Source organism: Sphingobium sp. ZW T5_29, from assembly GCF_044987515.1.
In the GTDB taxonomy this organism is placed as follows: domain Bacteria; phylum Pseudomonadota; class Alphaproteobacteria; order Sphingomonadales; family Sphingomonadaceae; genus Sphingobium.
In genome coordinates, this window is record NZ_JBJDRM010000002.1 from 100,884 (window position 1) to 121,197 (window position 20,314).

Below are 20,314 nucleotides of genomic sequence, written 5' to 3' on the forward strand. Positions count from 1 at the left end.
GGCGCGGGGGCCACCGGTTGGAGGACAGCATGATGACGATCGAAACCGATGATCAGCCCAGCCCCGAACGCCTGCCCGACGACCGCAACTGGATCGGTTCGACGGGCCTTGATCGCCGCAAATTGCTGGTCTCCGGCGCGTTCGCAGCAGGCTTCGCCGCCGCCTGCCATCCTGTGTCGAGCAGTGCGGTGCAGACGTCGGGCGATGGGTTGAAGGAAGAGCAGGTGTCTATTCCGGCCCATGACGGCTTTGCCATGCCCGCATTTTGCGCACGCCCGGCAGCGGCGAAAAATGCGCCGGTGATCTGCGTCGTGCATGAAATTTTCGGGGTCCATGAATGGATCCGCGACATATGTCGGCGCTTCGCGAGACAGGGCTATCACGCGGTCGCCCCGGACCTGTTCGCTCGTCATGGCGACGCGACCAAAATTGCCGATTTCAAGCAGCTGATCGATATGATCGTATCCAAGGCGCCCGACGATCAGGTTTTATCCGACATCGACGCCACCTATGACTGGGCGGGATCGCATGGCGGCGATGCCAGCCGCCGGGGCATAACCGGCTTCTGCTGGGGCGGGCGGATTGTTTGGCTATATGCGGCGCACAGTGCGAAGCTGGACGCGGGCGTCGCCTTCTACGGGCGGTTGGTCAATGACAAGACGGCGCTACAGCCGCTGCGCCCGATCGATCAGGCCGCAGCGCTGAAAGCGCCGGTGCTTGGCCAATATGGCGCACTGGACAAGGGGATTCCGGTGGCCGACGTGGAAGCGATGAGGGCGGCGCTCAAAGCGGCAGACAAATCCCCGCCAGATGACATCACGCTCTATCCGCAAGCAGATCACGGTTTCATGGCGGATTATCGCCCCAGCTATAATGAAGCGGCGGCCACGGCTGCGTGGAGCGCCACCCTCGACTGGTTCGGGCGCTATGTGAAGGGCGGCGAGGCGAGCTGAGGGTCCTGACAGCCAGCCTATTTTGCCCGCATCGCCTGCACGGCGGCCAGCGTGCCCTTCACATGGCCGCTATAATTCATCTCGCTGTGGACAAAGGCGATGCGGCCCGTGGGCGCGATGACGTAGGATGTGCGATCGGTGATGCTGGGCCGCATCTTCAGCGCCACGTCATAACCTGTCACGATGGCCGGTCCGGCGGATGCGACCGCGAATTTACCCGCGCATTCCTTGGTGGAAAAGGCGACAAGGTCATCGACCGTATCGGTCGACATGCCGATCACCGTTGCGCCAGCCTTTTTGAAATCGTCGATATGCTCAGCGAACTCACGCGCTTCGGCCGAACATCCGGGCGTGAACGCCTTGGGAAAGAAATAGAGCACGACCGGTCCGCGCTTCAGCTGATGCGACAGGGTCAATGTAAAGGCCTTGCCCGCCAGCGCGCCGCGCGTGGTGAAATCGGGCGCCTTGGCTCCAACGGCAAGCGCCGCCATGGCTCCGTTCGACCCGATTGTCGCGGCGGCCAGGCCCAGGGCGATCATCATCCATTTGCTCATCGGCTTTCTCCAGCTATGCCACGGGCCGTGGAACCATCTCGTCGCACCGTTGATGACCCCAACCGGCCTGGCATGCAAGCGCCCAACGGGCGAGCGGCATATAGGGTCCGGCGGCGTGGCGGAACCGTCTGTCCCATCGCCGGTTCATTACGGATGCGCCTGTTTCTAACCCTTCCACTCCTGCTGCTCGCCGCGTGCGACCAGATGGATGACCGCCAACCCGGCATGTCGACCAACATCGTGGAGGAACAAGCCTCCTATGACGTCAGCAACCAGTCGCCCGTCGATGATGAAAGCCTGGCGCCGGACGATGCCGCCAATCCGACACGCAACGAAAGCGATAGCGAGAAACCGCAGCAGCCGGATGGCGCTTCGGTCGCTGGTACGATCCCGGTTGCCGTGCAGGGGCGATGGACCGGGTTGAATGATGTCTGCGGCGACCGGTCGTCCGATATGGAATTGACCGTGACGCCCAAGAGCCTGATCTTTCACGAAAGTGTCGGCACGGTCACGGCTGTCACGTCGGGGCGGGGAGGGCGGGTTCGCGTGGATGCGGCCTTCACCGGCGAAGGTGACAGCTGGACGAAAAAGGTTGAACTGCGGCCCTCCGCCAGTGGTCGCGAACTCACCGTCATTAACGATGGAGCAGCGGTGACGCGCAAGCGTTGCTGAACCGCTTTCCGTTTCGCCCCGCGACGGCTAGAGCGGGCCGATGATCGGCCGTTTGACCTTGAGCGATTTCCGCAATCATGCGGATGCGCTGATCGTGCCCGATCACGCCTTCATCGTCCTGACCGGCGAAAATGGCGCGGGCAAGACCAATATATTGGAAGCGGTGTCCATGCTCGCCCCCGGACGTGGCTTGCGGGGGGCGGCATTGCGCGACATGGCGCGGCAGGGCGGGTCCGGCAGTTTCGGCATTGCGGCGGAAATCGATGGCGTGCTGCTGGGAACCGGGGTCGCGCCCGGCGCGCCCGACCGGCGGCAGGTGCGGATCGGCGGGGTGGCGTCGTCTGCCAACGCCTTGGCCGATTACCTCGCCATCGTGTGGCTGACCCCCGCGATGGACCGGCTGTTCATGGACAGCCCTGGCGGGCGAAGGCGCTTCCTCGACCGGCTGACGCTTGCCCTGCATCCGGGACATGCCGTCCACAGCGCCCGCTATGAAGCCGCGATGCGCGCGCGCAATCGGTTGTTGACCAATCTTTCCGCAGCCGACGCCGGCTGGCTGACGGCTCTGGAAGCGCAGATGGACGAACATGGCGCGGCGCTGGCCAGCGCGCGCGCGGATCTGGTCGAACGGTTGAGCGTAGAGCTTGCCGCTCAACCGGACCAGCCCTTTGCCCGCCCGGCGCTGGCGATTGCGCAAGAGGATGGCGCAGGTGAACCGCTCGCGCCCCGGCTCGCACGGGAACGGCGGCGCGATGCCGCTGCCGGGCGCACATTGTCCGGCCCGCATCGGAATGACCTGGCCGTCGTCCATGCGGCAAAGGGGCAGGCGGCGGCATTATGTTCGACGGGTGAGCAGAAGGCGCTGCTGCTATCGATCCTGCTCGCACATGCCGCCCTGGTTGCCGCGCGGCGGGGGCAACCGCCCGTGTTGCTGCTCGACGAAGTGGCGGCTCATCTCGACCCGATGAGACGGGCCGCATTGTTCGATCGGCTGGCGATGACCGGGGGGCAAGTCTGGATGACCGGCACAGAAGATAGTCTTTTCAGTGACTTGTCTTCCGCCACCCGTCTGACGGTATCCGCGGGTCATGTCGGGGTTCCGCAGGTTAACCCGTCCGTCTAACCGTTCGTCGCGCGCCGCTTCTCAACTCGCCGTTCATCTGCACAAAGAAGCCCGGGGTCGATAAGATCAAGAATTCGGGGGCATTTCTTCCATGGTCAGCGGTTTTCGAGCGCTTGTTGCAGCGTGGACGCTCGTTCTGGGCGTGCTGATCGCCGCCCCCGCGACCGCCGGCGTGTTGCAGTGCGTGCCTTATGCCCGCCAGATTTCCGGCATCGAAATTTACGGCAACGCCCACAGCTGGTGGGGCCAGGCGGAAGGCCGCTACGAACGCGGCAATCAGCCCAAGGTCGGCGCCGTGCTTGCTTTTTCGGCGAGCCGGGCCATGCCCGTCGGTCATGTCGCCATGGTCAGCCAGGTGGTCAGCGACCGCGAAGTGCTGCTGACCCACGCCAACTGGTCCTATCGCGGCGGCATTGAACGTGATGTTCGCGCTGTCGATGTTTCGCCGAACAATGACTGGACCGACGTGCGCGTCTGGTATGGTCCGATCGGCGGTCTGGGTGTGCGCTCCAATCCGGCCAAGGGTTTCATCTACCCGCATCAGGCTCCTGCATCGGCGAAGGTTCAGATCGCCATGGCGTCCGCCTCTGACAATGCCGCCGCCGGGCGTGCTTTCTGACCCATTAATCATTTTCTAAGGACCGCCGGATAGTTTCATTCGCGGTGGGGCGATTCTTCGATTTATCGAGGTCGCATTTATGTTTCGAATTGCTCGCGGGGCAGCCATGCTTCTGGCTGGTTGGATAGCCACGCCTGCGCTTGGTGCGTCTGCTCTGCAATGCGTGCCTTATGCCCGTATCGTGTCGGGCGTGAATATTCGTGGCGATGCCCTGACCTGGTGGGATCAGGCAGCCACTCGCTACCAGCGCGGTCATGCGCCACGCCGTGGGGCGGTGCTGACATTCCGTCCGATGGGGCCGATGACGCTCGGCCATGTCGCAGTGGTCAGCAAGGTGCTGGACGATCGCCGCCTGCTCATCCGCCATGCCAACTGGTCGGTCCCCGGCGCGATTGAGGAAGATGTTCCCGTGATCGACGTGTCGGAAGAAGGCGACTGGAGCCAGGTGCGCGTCTGGCATAGTCCCACGCAGACGATGGGCGCGCGTACGAACCCGACTTTCGGATTCATCTACTCCGCAACTTCCCGGCTGCGTCCCTTTGAACCCGATCCGGCCCTTGGGACCAGCGTGCGTTTGGTCACGGCTGATGCTGACATGCCGGACCGGAATGCCGACGCCGTGACGCAGCCCGTGGCGCCATTGAAAAGGTCGGCCAGGCCCGCATCCGCGCCTCGGCTGGCTCTGGATATGCGCGCCATGCGTTTCGCCGACGCTACGCCTGCGGCCAGGTCGCTGGCAGATATTATCGCTGATGTGAAGCGGGACGCCCGATTGCGGTGACCGTCAATACCCGGCATGGTCGATCGCCATGCCGGTTTCGCGCAGGCCGCCGCGTTTATTCGGCGGGCTTGTCCTCGCCTTCGTCCGCGGATTGTTCGAACCATGCTTCGACGGGACCCGACAGTTTGATTGTCAGCGGTTGCCCATGGCGGTCACGCGTCTTTCCAGCAGCGACCCGAATCCAGCCTTCGGAAATGCAATATTCCTCGACATCCGTGCGCACCCGGTCCTTGAAACGGATGCCGACGCCGCGCTGCAATTGCTCCATGTCGAAATGGGGGCTGCGCGGGTTGGTTGAAAGGCGGTCGGGAGGCGTGTCGCTCATGATCGTGTCAATCCTGTGTTTCGCGCGGCCTAGCCGTTCGGCACGGCTGTCGTCAACCGTTGAGCCCCTTCATCCACGTCGCAGAAGATGCGGCGGATCACGCCCTGTTCCAGCCATGCGGCAAAGCGCGCTTCCGCGTCGGTCAGGCCAGCAAAGGGGTAGGCGACCGGTCGGTCATCGACCGCACGGCTTGCCGCGACCAGTCTGATCATCGCGTCCGGGGCCGTCGTCAATATCCGCCCGCGTCGGCCGGTGGCGGCGCTGTTGACCCCCACGACATGACCGTCTTCGGCAAAGACTGGCCCGCCGCTGATGCCCGAAAGCATGTTATCGCCGGCGGGCAAGCGACCCACCTCTGCCCATGCCAGGACCGGCTCCGTCTCTTCACTCTGCCCACGCCGCGCGCTGGCCGCGCCGATCAGTTCCGATACGACCAGTGTCGGACGCCCGGCGGGAAACCCCATATGAAATCCGGTTGATCCAGCCATCGGCACGCGATCAGATAATGGCAGCGCATCGTCGCTGGGAAGGCCGTCCCGCACCAGAGCGGCGTCAGCCTCCCGGCTTTGCACGATGCGGGACACGGCGCGGGCGACATTGCCTTCCTGCAGGCCGATGCGCGAACAATCGCGGGTGACATGTTCGGCGGTCAGCCAGGTGCCGTCCCGGTCGATTGCGAAAGCCGTGCCCATGCTGTCGCCGGGGGCTTCGCGCGCATCTTCGATCACGAATGCCTCGTCGCTCCATTGCGGCATCGGGCGACGGGGGGACCGGGGGTCGAATGTTTCCACCTGCAACGGCGGGGCTTGCGTGACTTCGCCTATCCAGGCGAGCGCCAAAACGCCCCCCAGAATGAGCGGTAGACAGCCAATGCCACGCCCCGCCACAGTTCAGCCCGCCACCGCCGCGGCGGTCAGGCAGGCGATGGCGATTTTCATCATCGCCAGGAAAATGGCAGCCGACCGCTCATCGCCCTCGATCCGGGCGGACAGCGACCCCAGCAGGAAATCGACAAAGCGAAACGCGATCAGCTGAAGGATGAGCGTGACGCTGCCCCAGATCAATATGTCCCAGACATTGATCGACCCCGCCAGGCACAAAGCCAGCGGCAGGGCGAGGCCAATTGCCGCACCTCCCAATGAAATCGCCGCCGCCTGATTGCCCGCGCGGATCAGCGCGAATTCGTCATGCGGCGTAATCCACATATAGAGCGCCAGGGCGGCGAGCCATGCCACCGTGGCGCTGGCCAGGTGCAAGAGGAAAATGGGGAGCCCGGACAGCAGGCTTTGAACAACGGGCATCGGATCGGTCATGCAGGGCAAAATGCCGCAACCGGGCAACTGGTTCAATCGTCACCGGATCGCCTCGTCCCAAAAGGGCACTGATGGGCTAAAAGGGCACAGATGGTAGCGCGCATCGTCGGACATGCCACGATGCGCGCTACTATCGACTGTCACACCTGACGCGAATTACCGACAGATACGCACGCGCACATTGCGATCGCGATAGGGGTTGTAACGCCATTCCGTCCAGCAGCGTTGGCGATAATGACGGTAATAGGCACGCCGGTCGTCGCGCCAGTGCCGCCGATGATTACGCCAGTCGCGGCGGTCGTCCCACCGTCGATCCCCGTAGCGGTCACCGCGCCATTCCCGATAATCGCGATGGTCATAACCGCCGCGATAATGTTGCGCCTGCGCCGGGGCCGCCGCAACGCCCAGGGTCGCCATAGCCAGACCCGCCGCCACCGCGCCCTTCCAGAACAGTTTCATCATCCTTCTCCTCGCATATGTCCGCCGCTCGCCAGCGGGGACCACAGGAATCAAGATGCATCCGCATGACTGAACCGTCCGGGAACGATCCTGTCAGCGGCTGTTAAGGGAAATCAGCGGGCGCGCAGCCTGCTTTCCGCGTCGCTCATATAGTCGCGGGTAATCGGCAGGGTGCGGCGGTCGCGGACATATTGAACCTGATAATTCACCATGCTGCCATGTTCGAACACGGTTGCAGCCCCGGCCAGATAAAAAGTCCACAGGCGAAAGAAACGTTCATCATACAGGGCGATAATGTCCGCCCGGTGCGCCATGGCGCGTTGATACCATTCACGGATGGTCAGGCCATAGTGCAGGCGCAGCACCTCGACATCGGTGACCATCAACCGCGTGCCTTCGCTGCCTCCGATCATCTCCGACAAAGCGGGGATGTAGCCGCCGGGGAAAATATATTTCTGGGTAAATGCGTCGGTGATGCCGGGGCCGTCGACCCGGCCGATCGTGTGGATCAGCATCACGCCATCCGGGGCCAAAAGCTGCCGACATTTGTTGAAAAAGGCACGATAATGCGCCGTGCCGACATGTTCGAACATGCCGACCGATACAATCCGGTCGAACGGGCCAGCCATGTCGCGATAGTCGATCAGTTCAAAGCGCACATGATCCGATACGCCGGCGTCCGCGGCGCGCTGGCGGGCGACCTTCAGCTGTTCTTCGGACAGGGTGATGCCGGTGACATCCACGCCGCAGGTCCGGTGCAGATACAGCGCCATGCCACCCCATCCGCATCCGATGTCCAGCACCTTCATGCCCGGTTTCAGCAGCAGCTTGGCGGCAATATGCGCCTTCTTGTCTTCCTGCGCCTGTTCCAGGCTGATGCCCGCTTCATTGTCGGCGTCGGGCCAATAGGCGCAGCTATATTGGCGGTCGCGATCCAGGAACAGGGCATAGAGCGCGCCGGACAGGTCGTAATGATGGGCCACGTTCCTTTTGGATCGCGATCGATGGTTCGCCCGCCAGAGCGATTGGCGCACCGCCCGGAAACCGCGTTTCAACCGGCCCTTGTCACTGATCGATCGACCGCTTTCCCAGGCATTGTTGGCGCGGATGAGGGACACCAGCTCCATGATGCCGCCGCCCTCTATCGCGACGCGACCGTCGATATAGGCCTCCGCCATGCCCAGGCGCGGGTCGCGCATGATGTCGAACGGCACCCGCGCGTCCCGGAACTTCAATGCCAGCGAAGGGAAGGCGGGATCGGGGGTCCCTGCCGTCACCTTGCGGCCGTCATGATAGATGATGGTCAACTGGCCGCGCGTGACCAATCGATTGATGACGCGATCAAATAATTTCATGACTGCCAGAGTGTCAGGTCATTCCGGCTGCGTCAAATGCCTGCATACCAATCATATCCGGCGCGATCTTCCCAATAGCCGCCTTTGCCGCCGCCTATGCCTTTCAGATCGTCAACCGCCTCGATCTTCATCAGATATTTGGCATGTTTATAGCCCAGCTGTCGCTCGACACGCAGCCGCAAGGGTGCGCCATTGGCGACGCGCAGCGGTTGGTCGTTCAATGCAAAGGCCAGGATCGTCTGCGGATGAAAGGCATCCACCAGGTCGATGCTTTCATAATAGGGATTGCCGTCGCCCATGGTGTCCGCGCAATGAAGGACGATGTAGCGCGCCCTGTCCTTCATCCGGGCAGCATCCAGCAGCAGTTTGAGCGGCACGCCACGCCATTTGCCGATCGCGCTCCATCCTTCCACGCAATCGTGACGGGTGATCTGTTCGCGATGCGGCAAGCTGTGGAGTTGTGCCAGCGACAGGGACAGCGGGCGATCGACCAGTCCCGTGACTTGCAGCCGCCAATCGGCAAAGCCGGACCGCCACAGCGCCTTATATTCCGTCGTGTTCGGATTATTCGTGCCATTGGAACGAAAAATCGGCGAAATATGGTCGGGGCTGAACTCCCGTGCCAGCGCGTCCCGCGCCATCAGGGTGCGTTGCGCCCATTTGTGGAAATTCTGCGCGTTGAACAATGCATCCCGGACGGTGTCATTGCGCGCGATCCGGTCGCAACCGGTCAGCATGGCCCCGGCCCCCAGCATGATCGCGCGCCTGGTAAGGATCAGGCTCATGACCTGTCCTGCGGCACGCGGTAGCGCCCGGTGATCATGGACCGCAGTTCGTTGACCGGCCCCGCCAGCACGACCATCAGGATGTGGACAAGGAAAAAGACGACCAGCGCGAAGGCGGCGATGAAGTGAATGGAGCGGGCCGACTGGCGTCCGCCGAACAGGTCCAGCAGCCAGGGCCATGCCGCGTTCATGCCCGGTGACATCGTCAGTCCGGTCAGGATGATGACCGGCAGGACAATGAAGATGATCCCGATATAGCTGGCCTTCTGCAGGACATTGTAGCGCAGCGCCGCCGCTCCGGTCGGGAAGCGCAGCCGCGCATGGTCGCGAATGTCCTGCCAGACATGACGTGGCCTCAGCTCGCCGCGCCGGAACGCCAAATCCCGACCGACATGACCGCTGGCGAGGCTCCACAGCATGTAGCCCAGCAGTGCAAAGGCGAACAGCGGCGCGGCGGTCAGATGCCACTGCCGCGACAAGGCAAGATCATAGTGAGCGGGCAGGGTGAATAGCGGTCCGAACCGTCCAGGCTCCAACCAGGCTCTATCGAAATTGGCGCCATATTGGCCCCAATAAAGCCGGGGATGCGCGTTGAATATGCCCAGCCCGCTGGTCAGTAGAATGTATAGAAGCGCGGCGTTCAGCCAGTGCCAGACGCGAACCGGCCATTTGTGGCGGATGACCAAAGGATCGACGGGGGGCATCTGACCGGGGGGCGCTGCACTCACCATTGCGCACTGTTACCCTTTTGCACCGACGGGGTCAAAAATGTCGTTCTGCTCGTCCAGAGTTAAGCCGTTCATCTGCGGTGCATCGTCATGAACCTAGCTGGCTGGATCGGCATGTGGCTTTCGGGGGTTGTGCAATGACTGTTGCTGAAAAGCCTCAACCTTTGATTATGTTCATGACGATATTGCAACGTAACAGGAAAATCAGCATATGCGCGTCGCCGACGATGACAATCGCGGCAAGCAGGATGGAAAGGGGGAAGCCGTCCTATACGGCATTCTTGATATGATCATTGGATCTTCAAGGGAAACCCCCTGCTATTTGACAAGGCGTACGTCTTTTTCCTGACGATCGCGCTTTTATTAAAAGAGGTTATTATGAAGACTGTGATTTTCGCAGCCGCTGTTGCTGCCGCTGCCGTCTCCGCTCCTGCCGTTGCGCAGGACGCTGCTCCCTTCACCGGCCCCCGCGCTGGCGTCACCGCTGGCTATGACAAGCTGGGCGGCGAAGACGGCTTCGCTTATGGCGTCACCACCGGTTTCGACCTGGCGGTAACCCCCAACATCACGTTCGGCCCGGAAGTATCGCTCAGCGACACCACGGTTGGCGATGCCGGTCTGGAACTCAGCCGTGACCTGGCCGCTTCGGTTCGTCTTGGCTACGTCCTGAACCCGCAGCTGCTGGCATTCGGCAAGGTTGGCTACGCCAACACCCGCTTCGAAGTGTCCAACAGCAACGCTGGCTTCTCGGTTGAAGGCGTGCGTTACGGCGGCGGCATCGAGTTCGCCCTGAACGGCAACACCTACATCTCGGCTGAATATCAGCGCACCGAGTATGAAGACAATTTCAACGGCCGTGACGCTGGCGTCGTCGGCGTTGGCTTCCGTTTCTGATCCTTCGCGATCGAAACTGACAGGAAGGGCGGTCCCATCGGGGCCGCCCTTTTTGCATGAGCATCGTCCTGGCGCGAAAGCGGACTGAATCGTCCCAAGGTCAGCCCAGCGCGGCCTGCTTTTCTGCGGCCAGTCGATCAAGTTCCGCCCGGCTCTTCTTTTCCGACGCTGACTTCAGCTGCCCACAGGCCGCCATGATGTCACGGCCGCGCGGCGTGCGCACCGGGGCAGAGATGCCGCCCTGAAACACGATTTCGGAAAAGCGCCTGATCCTGTCGGGCGTGGAACATTCATAATCCGTGCCCGGCCAGGGGTTGAACGGGATCAGGTTGACCTTTGCCGACAGCTTGAACTGGCGGATCAGGCGGACCAGCTCACGCGCGTCGTCGTCGCTGTCATTCTTGTCCCTGATCATCACATATTCAAATGTGATGCGTCGCGCATTGGTCGCGCCCGGATAGTCGGCGCATGCCTGGAGCAGCTCCTCGATCCCATATTTCTTGTTGAGCGGCACCAGTTCGTCGCGGACATCCTTGGTCACCGCATGCAGCGACACGGCCAGGTTGACGCCAATCTCTTCGCCCGCACGCGCCATCATCGGCACGACGCCGGACGTCGACAGGGTGATGCGCCGCCTGGACAGGGCAAGGCCATCGCCGTCCATCACGATCTTCAACGCGTCACGGACATGATCGAAATTGTAGAGCGGCTCGCCCATGCCCATCATGACGATGTTGGTCAGCATGCGCCCGTCGGTGGTATATTGGGGCGCGTCATCTGTTTCGTCGTCATTGGCCGACGCCATGCTGCCCCTGGGCCATTCGCCCAGCGCATCGCGCGCCAGCATGACCTGCCCGACAATTTCGCCGGGCGTCAGGTTGCGCACCAGCCGCATCGTGCCGGTATGGCAGAAACGGCAATTCAGGGTGCAGCCGACCTGGCTGGACACGCACAACGTCCCGCGATCGGCATCGGGGATGAAGACCATCTCATAATCCTGGCCGTCGTCCGACCGTAGCAGCCATTTGCGGGTGCCGTCGGTCGACACCTGGGCCTCCACCACCTGCGGACGACCGACGATCAGGCGCTCCGCCATCCAGCCCCGCATCGGTTTGGCAAGGTCGGTCATGGCGTCGAAGTCGGTCTCGCCACGATGATAGAGCCAATGGAACAACTGCTTGGACCGCAGCTTCGCCTGCTTCGTGTCGAGGCCCGCCTCCTCCAGCACGGCCTTTATCTGGGGCCGCGAAAGCCCCATCAGGTCGACGCGCCCGTCTTCGCGCGGCGTCACCGCACGCGGCACGGGCACAGGGTCGATAGCGCCGGGAATCGGCATCAATGGAGTAGCGGCTGTCTGCATGAGGCGGCCCATAGCCGATTTTGGGCATCTTTTAAAGCGAAGCCGTGCCGCCCGTGCCAACAGTGCGCGTCGGCCCTATCGCAGCCGCGCGCACCCCAGCGCCGCCGCATCGATGGCGGTGGCGGCCCCCCGCAACCTGTAGGTATCGGCAAAGCCCCGCCCGTTCGCCCCTGTCGTCTGGACGCTCATGCTGCTGGCCGACCGCATCGCGGCGATGATGGCGGCGTCGGCCCGTTGGTCCTGCGCCCAGGCGTCGCCCCGGCCCGCCACCAGCGCAAAGCGCCGGTCTCCGACGCTCAGGGTCACGGGCGCGCCTTCCGCGCGGGTGCGGCTCAGGCGGAAATGCACTTGCCCGCGCACCCGCTGCCGCGGCCAGGTGCCCACAGCGGCGAAGGCTTCCCCTCGTCGTCCGACCGGCGTGGCAATGGCATAGCAGCGCGGCGCCGCCGGATCGCGAAACGCGCCCCAGAACTCGAATATGCCAAGTGAATCCTTGGCGGCGGCGGGCGCGGCGACGGCTAACATCGACAGTAAAATGAGGAAAAGGCGCACCATCAGCCCGGCAAAGCCGATGCTGTGCCCTTTTGCAACCCTTGCTCCACCGAAATGACCAGCGAGCGCTTGCCGCCGCCGTCATAGCAGCTATGAAGGACCATCCATCATTGTCGCCCGGATTCGACCGTCTCCGGGCTTTGCGCAGAAAAAGAAACGGACAAACAGGGACATGAAGGCCACCATCGAACGCGCAACTCTTCTCAAGAGCCTCAGCCACGTCCAGTCGGTGGTTGAGCGGCGCAATACGATTCCGATCCTGTCCAACGTGCTGATAGAGGCGTCGGCGGACGGTGCGATCAAGTTGATGGCGACCGATCTCGACCTCCAGATCGTGGAGAGCGTATCGGCGCAGGTGGAACAGCCCGGCGCGACGACCATATCGGCGCACACGCTGTTCGACATCGCCCGCAAGCTTCCCGAAGGATCGCAGGTGTCGCTCCATGCCGCCGAAGGCAAGATGCTGATCCAGGCGGGCCGGGCGCGCTTCAACCTGTCGACCCTGCCGCGCGACGACTTTCCGGTCATCGCCGAAGGCGACCTGCCGACCTGCTTTGAACTGCCCGCCGAAACGCTCAAGCAGATCATCGACAAGACGCGCTTCGCCATCTCGACCGAAGAAACGCGCTATTATCTGAACGGCATTTATTTCCATGTGTCGGACGACGGCCAGCCCGTGCTGAAGGCCGCGGCGACCGATGGCCACCGCCTGGCGCGCGTCACCGTGCCCCGTCCCGACGGCGCTGACGGCATGCCGGGCATCATCATACCACGCAAATGCATTGGCGAATTGCGCAAGCTGCTGGATGAAGTTGACGGGTCGGTGGCAATCTCGCTTTCGGCCAGCAAGATCCGCTTTGGTCTGGGCAGCGCGATCCTGACCAGCAAGCTGATCGACGGCACCTTCCCCGATTACAGCCGCGTGATTCCGACCGGCAATGACAAGCTGCTCAAGATCGATCCGCGCAGCTTCGAAGAAGGCGTGGATCGCGTCGCGACCATCGCCACGGAAAAGACCCGCGCCGTCAAGATGACGCTGGATCGCGACAAGATCACCCTGTCCGTCACCAGCCCGGAAAATGGCACGGCAGCTGAAGAAGTGCCCGGCGCGTTCCAGGGCGAAGGCTTCGAAATCGGGTTCAACGCGCGCTATCTGCTGGACATACTTGGCCAGATCGACAGCGATTTGGTCGAACTGCATCTCGCCGATGCAGCCGCGCCGACGCTGATCCGCGAAAATGACCGCAGCCCGGCGCTGTATGTCCTGATGCCCATGCGGGTTTAAGGGGCGAACCCATCGACCGGATCGTGCGGGGCGGGGTGGCTGCAAAGCACTCCGACCCCGCGCTGGCTGCGCGCTACCAGTCCATTTTGGGCGGGACGATCAAGGCGTTGACCCCGTCGGGCGCATAGGTCCATGGCTCGTCGAACCCGACCGCGACCGAACTATATCCCAGCAGCTGACGTATGGTCTTGGACGAACCCTGCATCGTCGCGGGGTCAGTGGTCATGGGGAAATTGATCATCGGTTTCCACCAGGGCGGGCAATAGCCGATGATCACGCCCGCACGCTCCAGATCGGACGAAACATTCGCGCCGGTGCCGTGCAGCAACATATCGGTGTAGATCAGGACCGAACCGGCGGGCGCTTCCGCCGGGACGGACTCATATCGGACCGTCCAGGATTGCGGCTCCAGGTCGCGGTGGCTGCCCGGCACCATACGCGTGGCGCCATTTTCCTCCACAAAATCATCCAGGCACCAGATGAACCGGGTCTGCGCTGGCCCCGCGCTCAGCGGTATGGCCCCACTGCGGTCGCGATGAATGCCCTGCTGCGCGCTGCCGGGCCGGGTGACATTTGCGCCATAGCTGTGCACCAGATAGGATTCGTCCAGCGTCTGCGGCCCCAATATCTCCTTCGTGATCGTTAGCGGCAGTTCATGCTCCAGCAGGTCACGGAACGGGCGGTATCGATTGATCAGCAATGCGCCGGATATGCGCCGGTTCAGATCGTCATTGTCGGTGAAGAAACCGCGCACCCGCCGTTCGTCGATCTTTTCTTCACGGTCGATTTCCGCCGCAAGCCGGTCACGCATGTCGCGCGCCTGCTTCGTGGTGAGCAGCCCGGCGGCAATGGCATAGCCTGCACGGTCAAGGTCGGCCCTAATCTGCGCCATGTCGGTGGTTGGCTTGGGCAGGGGGCCGTCAAATTCAAGGGGTTTGACCGGGCGCGGGTCCGCAACGCTCATGTCGTGCATCACCTGGCCTGTCGAACTGCCTGCCGTCATCACGCTCTCCATTGCCCATTTCGATATCGTTGATTGGCCTGATAGTGCAGGGCGCGGCACGAAAAGTCACCCCGCGCGTGGGCATCTCATTTCCCGCACTTTCCCGATCAGGCCGCCACCTCGCTTGCCTCGCCTTCCCGCTTGAGCAGGCGCGAGGCATAGACCCAATGTCCCGCGCCCCAGAACAGGAACAGCGTTAGCACCATCATCGCGTCGCGCAGGCCCAGCGCGGCATCGCCGCCGTGCAGACCGGCGAACCAGTCGCTCAGGACGCCCGCGACCAGCGGCCCCATCGACACGCCGATCAGGTTCGCCGCCACGATATAGACGGCGCTGGCCCGCGCGCGCATCGCCACCGGCGCCAGGCTTTGCGTCAGCGCGATCGATGGCGCGGTCCACAGCGCACCGACGATGCTGGACGGTATCAGCAGCAGCAGGGCGACCGACCCGCTGCCGACGGTGACGACCATCAGATATATGGGCACGGACAGGATCAATCCGACGATCGGCAGCCACACGACCGCATGCAGGCCCGACCGTCCAAATCGCGTGCCCTGCCACCCGCCCAACCATGTGCCCAGCGCACCGCAGATGCCGCTGACCAGGCCCAGGCCGATGCCCGTTTCGGCCAGGTTCAATCCGTGCGACCGGATCAGGAAAGACGGAAGCCAGGTCATGATGCCCATCTGGGCAAAGGCGATGGCGGCCGATCCCGCGACGATGTGGACGAACGCCGGGCGACGCGCGAGTATGCGCAGCCCCTCCAGAAAACTCAGCCGCTCCGGTACATCCTTCGCGCGCTCGGCAGGCAGGTCGCTCGCGCCGCGCATCGGCTCCTTGGCAATAAGGGGGAAGAGGATGGCGACCAGCACGCCCGGCGCGCCAGCCACCAGCAACGCCGTGCGCCAGTCAGTGACCTGCGCCACGATGCCGCCCACGATCATGCCCACCATCATGCCCACCGGCACGCCCACCGCGAACAGCCCCACCGCCGCTGACCGTTCGCGTGGCGGATACAGGTCGGAAATCAGCGAATGCGCGGCAGGCGTAAAACCGGCTTCGGCCAGACCCACGCCCATCCGCGCGACAAAGAACTGACCAAAGCCGCGCGCCAGCCCGCAGACGGCGGTCATGACGCTCCACGCGGCGGTGAATGCTGCTATCAGCCGCACGCGATTGACGCCCCGGTCGATCACATGCGCGATGGGAACCCCCATGGCGGTGTAGAATATGCCGAAAGCGCCGCCGGTCAGCAGGCCCAATTCCCAATCGGCCAGGCCGAAATCGGCTTTGATCGGTTCCTGAAGGATGACGACGATCTGCCGGTCGAGATAGTTGAGGCTGTAGATGAACGTAAGCATCAACAATATCATGGTGCGGTGGCGTTTCGCCGCGCGATCGATCATTTCGGCGGGACAGCCTTCGCGGATGGCGGTGGCGTCGGGCGCGGTCGGCAAAACTGGTTGATGCATGGACGTTCCCGATATGGAGCCGCGGCGTCTGGCCACGCTCCGTCAGGCTGATAGGATCGCCGGATGCGGCCCGGATCAATCCGGGACAACGGCTTTCCATACATGCGGAAGCAACCGGGCCTATTCAGGACCGGGGCAGGCCCAGCCCATGTTGGGCGATGATGGACCTGTGGACCTCGCTGGTCCCGGCGTAGATGGTCTGCGCAATCGACTGGCGATAGGATTTTTCGATCTTTGCGAACGCAGGGCCGCCCCCCGCCGATCCGCCCGGCGCAGTCAGCGCCGCCATGTCGGCGGCATCCTCCATATAGATTTCGGTCGCGAACAGCTTTGCCATCGGGCCGATCGCGCGGGACATTGCACCCGTTTCCGCCGCCCAGGTGACCCGGCGGCACATCAGGTCGGCAACCTCCAGATGGGCGCGCATCCGTGCCAGCCGGACGCGGATCGCCGCATCCTCGATTGGGCGGGCACCCGATGGGCCGGGTGTTTGTGCCCATTGCAGCGCCGTGGCCATCAGGCTGTGATGATAGATATGCAGCCCTTCACCGCCATGTTCGATCTCCATCGCCGCGCCCATCACGGCGATCCCGCCATTCACCTCGCCCAGCCGATAGCGGTCCGGCACGCGAACATCGTCGTAGAAGGTGATGTTGGTGCGTTCGTCCGGCAGCGTGTCGATTGGCTGGACGGTCACGCCCGGCAGGTTCATCGGAAACAGGAACAGGGTGATGCCCTTGTGCTTGGGTGCGTCCGGGTCGGTGCGTGCGAGCAGCAATATATAGTCTGAGATATGCGCGCCGGTCGTGAACATCTTCTGGCCCGTGACGATCCAGTCATCCCCGTCCCGCACGGCGCGGGTGCGCGCGGCATACATGTCCGATCCCGATCCCGGCTCGGTAAAGCCCAGGCACGCCAGCGCCGATCCGTCGGCCAGCCGTGGCAATATTTCGGCCTGCATGTCGGACGATCCGAACCGCAACGCCATCCGCGCGCCCATGTTGGTGCAGCCGATTGGGATGCGCGAAATGCCGAATTCCTCGAACACGCGCCCCAGCGCCGTCACCTCCATCGGGCCGCGATCCTGCCCGCCCCATTTCGACGGCCAGTCGGGATAGGCCAGGCCCGCCTGCGCAAGCGCCCGATGCAGCTGGGGGATGTGACCGTCCTGCGACGCTTCCGCCAAAGCGCGCACGTCGTCGGTCACATGTTCAACCAGAAAGGCGCGCACGTCGTCGGCGAACGCGTCTTCCGCCTGGGTGAAGTCCGTGTCGATCCCCGGATCGCCCGCCTGCGGCAGTGCCGTCAACTGCCCAGCCCACAGTCGTTCGCCCGCCGTCGCCAGCCGCGATTGCGGATCACCTGTGGCCAATGCCGTTCGTTCTATCGCCAGGAAATAGAGGTGAATGTCATATTCGACCGAAAGGCCGTAACCGCCGAACACGCGCAGCGCGCGGCGCACAGCTGTCCGGGCGGCGGTGGCGCTCCACCAATCAGCCATCGCGACCAGCGCGCCTGCCTCTGCCTGCCCCTTGGCGATGCTGCATATCGTGCGCCAGACCAGCAGGCGCGCGCCTTCCATGTCGGTGATCGAATCGGCCAATGGAAAGGCGACGCCCTGAAATGCGCCGATGGGCTGATCGAACTGCCGCCGTTCGGTGGCATAGGCCGCCGCCATTTCCACCGCGCGCGTCCCAGCGCCTACCAGCCACGCAGCGCGCAGCAGTGCCAGCTCAGCCAGCGCCGCCTGGAACAGCGTGGCCACCCCGTCGCCCCTGCCGATCAGATGCCGATCCCCCGACGCCGCAATCGCATGCAACGCGTCCCCCTCCAGCACCAGCCGGGTGCAGCCCGCCTGGGGATCGAAGCTGATCGGCGCAACGGTCGCCGCTTCCAGCAGCGCCAGCGCCGCGTCGCCATCCACATGACCCAGCAGGTTGCAGGCTGCGATCCCATCCGCGATCGGCAGGGGCGCGACGCCACGCCCCGCCGCCTCGCAGATCAACGTCGCCTCCATCAGCCCCATGCCCAGCCCGCCCTTGTCCTGCGGCGCGCGCATGGTGATGAACCCCATTTCCGCCGCTTCTCGCCACAGGGCGGCATCGGCCTGCCCATTTGCCGCGCGGGCCGCCGCGATCACATCGTCCCGCTCGAAAAAGCGCCGCGCAGCGTCCCGCATCATGGCCTGCTGCTCGGTCAAGTTCAGGTTCATCGCATTTCCACCTTGTTCGCAACGATCAGCATGGCCATCCTGCACCCGGCCCTGTCAATTTTCGTGCGCGGTGCTTCCGACCATGCGGAACGGCGCGGGTAAGGGCTGTCCGTTTCCGCGATCGCGCGCAACCGACAGGGCAGGAGATATGTGCCATGACAGATTTTATCCGTTACGAGGTCGATGACCGGGTCGCCACGATCACGCTGGACCGCGCCGACCGGGCCAACGCCCAGAACGAACCATTTCTTGCGCAGCTGAACGCGGCCTGGGAACGCGCGGCGGAGGATGAATCGGTGCGCGTCATCCTGCTGCGGGCGGAGGGCAAGCATTTTTCGGCAGGCCACGACGTCAGTGAAGAAGCGATCCGCGAAGGATCGTTCAATCGCATTCGCGGCACTATTGCCGATCGTGGACTGCTGGGCATCCATGAATGGGAAGCGAAACATTATCTGGGCTATTCCCGGCGCTGGCGCGACATTCCCAAACCGTCGATCGCGGCGGTGCAGGGCGCATGCATAGCGGGCGGACTGCTGCTCGCCTGGCCATGCGACCTGATCATCGCGGCGGACGATGCGCGTTTTTCCGACCCCGTCGTGCTGATGGGCATCGGCGGCGTTGAATATCATGGGCACACATGGGAACTGGGCGCGCGCAAGGCGAAGGAAATGCTGTTCACCGCGCGACCCATCGACGCGCATGAGGCGGAACGACGCGGCATGGTGAACCGGGTCGTGCCACGCGCCGATCTGGATGCACAGGCGCGCGCGCTGGCGGATGAGATCGCCCAGATGCACCCCCATGCGCTGGCCATGGCCAAACGCGCCGTCAACCAGACGCTCGACATCATGGGGCAGGGGGCGGCGCTGCAAAGCTGTTTCGACATTCATCAACTGGGCCATGCGTCCGCTTATGGTCAGACCGGCGAATTCATCGTCGCGGGCATGGACAAGGTCAGGGCGCATAAATGACCATAGTGACGGCGACTGAAGGGGGCGTCGCGATGCTGACGCTCAATCGTCCCGACCGGCTGAACGCCCTGACCGAAGCGATGCTGGACCAGATTCTGGCCACGTTGCGCGCCTGGGCGGTCGATCCTGATGTGCGCTGCGTCGTGCTGGCGGGGGCGGGCCGGGGCTTTTGCGCGGGACATGACCTGTCGGGCGAGGATAAGGAGCCGCGCGCCGAACAGATGCGGGCCGACGAAGCGGCGGCGCGCATGTCCATCCATGCCGAAATCCCCCTGCTGCTGCATCGCATGCCCAAACCGACGATCGCGCGCATTCGTGGACCCGTCGCGGGGAGCGGGATGGTGATGGCGGCGGCCTGCGACCTGCGCATCGCGTCCACGACGGCGAAGTTCAAGCTGGCCTTTGCCAGCGCCGGACGCTGTGGCGATCCGGGTGGCAGCTATCTGCTCACCCGACTGCTGGGTGCATCGCGTGCGCGGGAGATGTTCCTGCTCGATGAACCGATGAGCGGGGAGGCGGCGCTGACGGCGGGCCTGATTAATCGGCTGGTGGACGACGACCGGCTCGACACGGAATGCGCCGCGCTTGCGGCAAAGCTCGCCGCCGGGCCGACCGCCGCGTTCGCCGCCATGAAACGCAACCTTAATGCCGCCGCCGTCGGCGCGCTGGAAGAAACCATGGCGCAGGAGGCGATGGCGAATGCGCAGATCAGCCTGTCATCCCATGACGCGACAGAGGCCGCCCGTGCCTTCATGGACCGCCGCGAACCCCGGTTTCGCGGTCACTGATGGCAACAGCCTCGCGGGTTCCGCGCATGCGGAAATCGGGCCGGGTCGCTACAGCGATTGGACAATTTTGTTATCGCGAGAAGAACAGGGGCGGCATGTTCAGCCGCTTT

General features: G+C 63.6%; 22 protein-coding genes. 9 read left to right on the top strand and 13 right to left on the bottom strand.

Translation table 11 applies throughout. The features are described 5' to 3' along the window. Positions 1-29 precede the first annotated feature (29 nt). Positions 30-953, top strand: coding sequence for a dienelactone hydrolase family protein (locus tag ACI3KQ_RS01865; RefSeq protein WP_404954233.1), 924 nt, complete (start codon positions 30-32; stop codon positions 951-953). 17 nt (positions 954-970) lie between these two features. Here the strand turns inward: ACI3KQ_RS01865 and ACI3KQ_RS01870 are convergent, their stop codons facing one another. Beyond that, complete coding sequence (locus tag ACI3KQ_RS01870) at positions 971-1,507, bottom strand: peroxiredoxin (protein WP_404954235.1); 537 nt, start codon at positions 1,505-1,507, stop codon at positions 971-973. Between the two features lie 153 nt (positions 1,508-1,660). On the opposite strand from ACI3KQ_RS01870, the gene ACI3KQ_RS01875 reads away from it, so the two are divergent. The 4 genes from ACI3KQ_RS01875 to ACI3KQ_RS01890 all read left to right on the top strand — a co-directional run bounded on the left by ACI3KQ_RS01875 (position 1,661) and on the right by ACI3KQ_RS01890 (position 4,702). Next, positions 1,661-2,179, top strand: coding sequence for a hypothetical protein (locus ACI3KQ_RS01875; RefSeq protein WP_404954237.1), 519 nt, complete (start codon positions 1,661-1,663; stop codon positions 2,177-2,179). Between the two features lie 40 nt (positions 2,180-2,219). Beyond that, the gene (gene recF, locus ACI3KQ_RS01880) at positions 2,220-3,302 is read left to right on the top strand and encodes a DNA replication/repair protein RecF (protein ID WP_404954239.1); all 1,083 of its coding nucleotides are present in this window, start codon (positions 2,220-2,222) and stop codon (positions 3,300-3,302) included. 91 nt (positions 3,303-3,393) lie between these two features. Continuing rightward, positions 3,394-3,921 carry a CHAP domain-containing protein gene (locus tag ACI3KQ_RS01885; protein ID WP_404954241.1) on the top strand — a complete coding sequence of 176 codons (528 nt, stop codon included), beginning with the start codon at positions 3,394-3,396 and terminating at the stop codon, positions 3,919-3,921. Positions 3,922-4,000: 79 nt separating this feature from the next. After that, a complete protein-coding gene (locus tag ACI3KQ_RS01890) occupies positions 4,001-4,702 on the top strand; it encodes a CHAP domain-containing protein (protein WP_404954243.1) in 702 nt (233 codons plus the stop codon). Positions 4,703-4,757: 55 nt separating this feature from the next. Here the strand turns inward: ACI3KQ_RS01890 and ACI3KQ_RS01895 are convergent, their stop codons facing one another. The 7 genes from ACI3KQ_RS01895 to ACI3KQ_RS01925 all read right to left on the bottom strand — a co-directional run bounded on the left by ACI3KQ_RS01895 (position 4,758) and on the right by ACI3KQ_RS01925 (position 9,643). Further along, positions 4,758-5,027 carry a DUF3297 family protein gene (locus tag ACI3KQ_RS01895; RefSeq protein ID WP_404954245.1) on the bottom strand — a complete coding sequence of 90 codons (270 nt, stop codon included), beginning with the start codon at positions 5,025-5,027 and terminating at the stop codon, positions 4,758-4,760. Positions 5,028-5,056: 29 nt separating this feature from the next. Further along, positions 5,057-5,914 carry a serine protease gene (locus tag ACI3KQ_RS01900; protein ID WP_404954248.1) on the bottom strand — a complete coding sequence of 286 codons (858 nt, stop codon included), beginning with the start codon at positions 5,912-5,914 and terminating at the stop codon, positions 5,057-5,059. 3 nt (positions 5,915-5,917) lie between these two features. Next, positions 5,918-6,340: a DUF350 domain-containing protein gene (locus ACI3KQ_RS01905; RefSeq protein ID WP_404954250.1), complete on the bottom strand. Its 423-nt coding sequence runs from the start codon at positions 6,338-6,340 to the stop codon at positions 5,918-5,920. 156 nt (positions 6,341-6,496) lie between these two features. Next, entirely contained in the window at positions 6,497-6,799 is a 303-nt protein-coding gene (locus tag ACI3KQ_RS01910; protein WP_404954514.1) for a hypothetical protein, read from the bottom strand. Between the two features lie 113 nt (positions 6,800-6,912). Then, positions 6,913-8,154 (bottom strand): class I SAM-dependent methyltransferase, encoded by a 1,242-nt coding sequence (locus ACI3KQ_RS01915; protein ID WP_404954252.1) that lies wholly within the window; start codon positions 8,152-8,154, stop codon positions 6,913-6,915. Between the two features lie 32 nt (positions 8,155-8,186). Next, the gene (locus ACI3KQ_RS01920; RefSeq protein ID WP_404954254.1) at positions 8,187-8,939 is read right to left on the bottom strand and encodes a molybdopterin-dependent oxidoreductase; all 753 of its coding nucleotides are present in this window, start codon (positions 8,937-8,939) and stop codon (positions 8,187-8,189) included. After that, the gene (locus ACI3KQ_RS01925) at positions 8,936-9,643 is read right to left on the bottom strand and encodes a cytochrome b/b6 domain-containing protein (protein WP_404954516.1); all 708 of its coding nucleotides are present in this window, start codon (positions 9,641-9,643) and stop codon (positions 8,936-8,938) included. The genes ACI3KQ_RS01920 and ACI3KQ_RS01925 overlap by 4 nt, the downstream gene beginning before the upstream one ends. A gap of 402 nt (positions 9,644-10,045) precedes the next feature. On the opposite strand from ACI3KQ_RS01925, the gene ACI3KQ_RS01930 reads away from it, so the two are divergent. Beyond that, positions 10,046-10,561: a porin family protein gene (locus ACI3KQ_RS01930; RefSeq protein ID WP_404954256.1), complete on the top strand. Its 516-nt coding sequence runs from the start codon at positions 10,046-10,048 to the stop codon at positions 10,559-10,561. A 100-nt stretch (positions 10,562-10,661) separates the two neighbouring features. On the opposite strand, the gene rlmN is transcribed toward ACI3KQ_RS01930, so the two are convergent. Together rlmN and ACI3KQ_RS01940 are read right to left on the bottom strand one after the other, a co-directional pair. Beyond that, positions 10,662-11,921 (bottom strand): 23S rRNA (adenine(2503)-C(2))-methyltransferase RlmN, encoded by a 1,260-nt coding sequence (rlmN, locus tag ACI3KQ_RS01935; RefSeq protein ID WP_404954258.1) that lies wholly within the window; start codon positions 11,919-11,921, stop codon positions 10,662-10,664. A gap of 75 nt (positions 11,922-11,996) precedes the next feature. Beyond that, on the bottom strand, positions 11,997-12,476 hold the full coding sequence (locus ACI3KQ_RS01940; RefSeq protein WP_404954260.1) for an invasion associated locus B family protein: 480 nt from the start codon (positions 12,474-12,476) through the stop codon (positions 11,997-11,999). Positions 12,477-12,645: 169 nt separating this feature from the next. On the opposite strand from ACI3KQ_RS01940, the gene dnaN reads away from it, so the two are divergent. Further along, positions 12,646-13,758 carry a DNA polymerase III subunit beta gene (gene dnaN / locus ACI3KQ_RS01945; RefSeq protein WP_404954262.1) on the top strand — a complete coding sequence of 371 codons (1,113 nt, stop codon included), beginning with the start codon at positions 12,646-12,648 and terminating at the stop codon, positions 13,756-13,758. Between the two features lie 73 nt (positions 13,759-13,831). Here the strand turns inward: dnaN and ACI3KQ_RS01950 are convergent, their stop codons facing one another. The 3 genes from ACI3KQ_RS01950 to ACI3KQ_RS01960 all read right to left on the bottom strand — a co-directional run bounded on the left by ACI3KQ_RS01950 (position 13,832) and on the right by ACI3KQ_RS01960 (position 18,445). Beyond that, the gene (locus ACI3KQ_RS01950) at positions 13,832-14,761 is read right to left on the bottom strand and encodes a phytanoyl-CoA dioxygenase family protein (protein WP_404954264.1); all 930 of its coding nucleotides are present in this window, start codon (positions 14,759-14,761) and stop codon (positions 13,832-13,834) included. 107 nt (positions 14,762-14,868) lie between these two features. After that, a complete protein-coding gene (locus ACI3KQ_RS01955; RefSeq protein ID WP_404954266.1) occupies positions 14,869-16,233 on the bottom strand; it encodes a spinster family MFS transporter in 1,365 nt (454 codons plus the stop codon). A 124-nt stretch (positions 16,234-16,357) separates the two neighbouring features. Then, positions 16,358-18,445, bottom strand: coding sequence for an acyl-CoA dehydrogenase family protein (locus tag ACI3KQ_RS01960; RefSeq protein ID WP_404954268.1), 2,088 nt, complete (start codon positions 18,443-18,445; stop codon positions 16,358-16,360). Between the two features lie 155 nt (positions 18,446-18,600). On the opposite strand from ACI3KQ_RS01960, the gene ACI3KQ_RS01965 reads away from it, so the two are divergent. Beyond that, a complete protein-coding gene (locus ACI3KQ_RS01965; RefSeq protein ID WP_404954270.1) occupies positions 18,601-19,416 on the top strand; it encodes an enoyl-CoA hydratase in 816 nt (271 codons plus the stop codon). Then, positions 19,413-20,204 carry an enoyl-CoA hydratase-related protein gene (locus ACI3KQ_RS01970; protein ID WP_404954272.1) on the top strand — a complete coding sequence of 264 codons (792 nt, stop codon included), beginning with the start codon at positions 19,413-19,415 and terminating at the stop codon, positions 20,202-20,204. The genes ACI3KQ_RS01965 and ACI3KQ_RS01970 overlap by 4 nt, the downstream gene beginning before the upstream one ends. Positions 20,205-20,314: the final 110 nt, after the last annotated feature.